This window comes from Sphingopyxis sp. EU05-FHT14B03, assembly GCF_058790875.1.
Genome location: NZ_JBYTDC010000010.1, coordinates 1 through 2523 on the forward strand (window position 1 = coordinate 1; position 2523 = coordinate 2523).

Below are 2523 nucleotides of genomic sequence, written 5' to 3' on the forward strand. Positions count from 1 at the left end.
TGAGGATCAGCGTGCAATAGGCACCCCCTTCGTGGGGTGATCGGCGTGCAAAAAGGACCCCTTCATCCCGGGGATTTAGTCGGCCGACTGGTTTTGATCAGTTGGCGAGAACGGGATGTTGATCGTGGAGACAGTGGTTCGGATTCGGCGTGAGCATGCAGCGGGTAAGGCGATCAAGGCGATCGCTCGTGACCTTCGTTTGTCGCGGAAGGTCGTCCGCAAAGCGATCCGGTCGCCGGAGGCGGCGTTCAACTATCAGCGCAAAGTCCAGCCGCTGCCGCGGATCGGTCCTTATCAGGATCGTCTCGATGCGCTGCTTGAGGAGAACGAAGGTCGCGGCCGCCGCGATCGGCTACGGATGACGCGTATCCATGACCTGCTGGTGCGCGAGGGGTTCGATGGATCCTATGATGCGGTGCGCCGCTATGCGGCGCGCTGGCGTGCTGCGCGGCGGAAGGATGCTGGCGAAGGCGCACCGGCGTTCATCCCGATGACCTTCCAGCCGGGTGAGGCCTACCAGTTCGACTGGAGCCACGAGGATGTGGAGATCGCCGGCAAGCCGATGCGGGTGAAGGTGGCGCATATGCGTCTCTGCGACTCGCGCGCACCCTATGTCCGGGCCTATCCGCGCGAGGGCCAGGAGATGCTGTTCGATGCCCATGCCCGGGCGTTCGCGTTCTTCGGCGGTGTGCCGCGACGCGGTATCTACGATAATATGAAGACGGCGGTGACGGCCGTGTTCACCGGCAAGGAGCGTGTGTTCAACCGCCGCTTCCTGATCATGACCGATCATTACATGGTCGAGCCGACCGCCTGCTCGCCGGCGGCGGGATGGGAGAAGGGCCAGGTCGAACAGCAGGTCCAGACGATCCGAGGCCGCTTCTTCCAGCCGCGACTCCGGTTCGCCAGCCTGGCCGAGCTCAACGGGTGGCTGGAGGCCGAGTGCCGGCGCTGGGCCGAGCATCATGCCCATCCCGAACGCGGGGATATTACCGTCGCCGAGGCGCTGGATATGGAGCGACCGGCCCTGCAGCCGATCCTGGCACCGTTCGACGGCTTCCATGAGAGCGAGCATGCCGTCACCGGCACCTGCCTCATCAGCTTCGATCGCAACCGCTACTCGGTCATGTCGACGGCCGCACGCCGGACCGTTCAGGTGCGCTCCTATGCCGATCGCATCGTCATACGCTGCGGCGATGCGATCGTCGGGGAGCATGAGCGCCACTTCGGTCGGAACCGCACGATATACGATCCCTGGCATTATCTGCCGGTCCTCGCGCACAAGCCCGGCGCGCTGCGTAACGGCGCACCGTTCCAGGACTGGGATCTGCCGCCCGCCCTGCACCGATTACGGCGAAGGCTCGGCACCGGGGACGAGGCCGATCGCAGGTTCGTGCGGGTCCTCTCGGCGGTGCTCACCGATGGCCTGGAGCCGGTAGAGGCTGCCGTGCGCGAAGCGTTGGCGAACGGAACGGCCAGCGACGAGCTGATCCTCAACATCCTCTCCCGGCGCCGCGAGCCGGCGACACCCCACAGCATCGTCACTTCGGAAGACCGGATGCTGCAGCATCCTCCGCTCGCCGACTGTGCCCGCTATGATCTGCTGCGAGGCTATGATGCAGCGGCATGATATGATCGACACGATGCGCGGCCTCGGGCTCAAGGGCATGGCGGCGGCGTTCGACGAGGCGGTCACCACCGGCCTCCAGCGCAAGCGCACCACCATGGAGATACTGACCGACCTGCTCCGTGCTGAGGCGACCCACCGGGATGCAGCCTCCATCCGCTATCGGATGACGGCTGCGAGGCTGCCCGTGGTGAAGGACCTGGAGCGGTTCAGCTTCGAGGGCACACCGATCAATGAGGAGATGATCCGCTCCCTTCACGATGGCTCCTTCCTCCCGCCTCGCCGCAATATCGTGCTGGTCGGCGGCACGGGGACAGGCAAGACCCACCTCGCCATCGCGATCACCGCCAATGTCGTGCGAAGGGGCGCTCGCGCCCGCTACTTCAACACCGTCGATCTGGTGACACGCCTCGAAGAGGAGACCCGGATCGGCAAAGGCGGGACCCTGGCGGCGCAGCTGTCGCGGCTCGACCTGATCGTGCTCGACGAGCTTGGATATCTGCCGTTCGCCCGCTCGGGAGGGCAGTTGCTGTTCCACCTCATCAGCAAGCTTTATGAGCGGACCAGCGTCATCATCACCACGAACCTCGCCTTCGGCGAATGGCCGACCGTGTTCGGCGATCCCAAGATGACCACGGCGCTGCTCGACCGCGTCACCCACCACTGCGATATCGTCGAGACGGGCAACGACAGCTGGCGCTTCAAAAACCGCAGCTGACAGCCACCTTCGGCGCCTTCAAAAATCTATCTTGCGCTGCGCGCGCCTCCGGTCGGGCTACGCCCGCCCTCCGCCGCACGCAGCGCAAGGCCATCTTCAACAAACCAGCATCATATTATCCGAAAAGGGGGTCCCTCTTCGACGCCGATCGGGGGTCCCTTTTGAACGCCGTTTGACA

2 protein-coding genes are annotated in these 2523 nt (G+C 64.7%); both read left to right on the forward strand.

What is annotated here, in order from left to right; genetic code table 11:
- Nucleotides 1-115 precede the first annotated feature (115 nt).
- Complete coding sequence (istA, locus tag AC3WS4_RS25225; protein WP_021238707.1) at nt 116-1630, forward strand: IS21 family transposase; 1515 nt, start codon at nt 116-118, stop codon at nt 1628-1630.
- Nucleotides 1617-2345 carry an IS21-like element helper ATPase IstB gene (gene istB, locus AC3WS4_RS25230; protein WP_031304487.1) on the forward strand — a complete coding sequence of 243 codons (729 nt, stop codon included), beginning with the start codon at nt 1617-1619 and terminating at the stop codon, nt 2343-2345. Before istA ends, istB begins: the two co-directional genes overlap by 14 nt.
- The last annotated feature ends 178 nt before the right edge of the window (nt 2346-2523 follow it).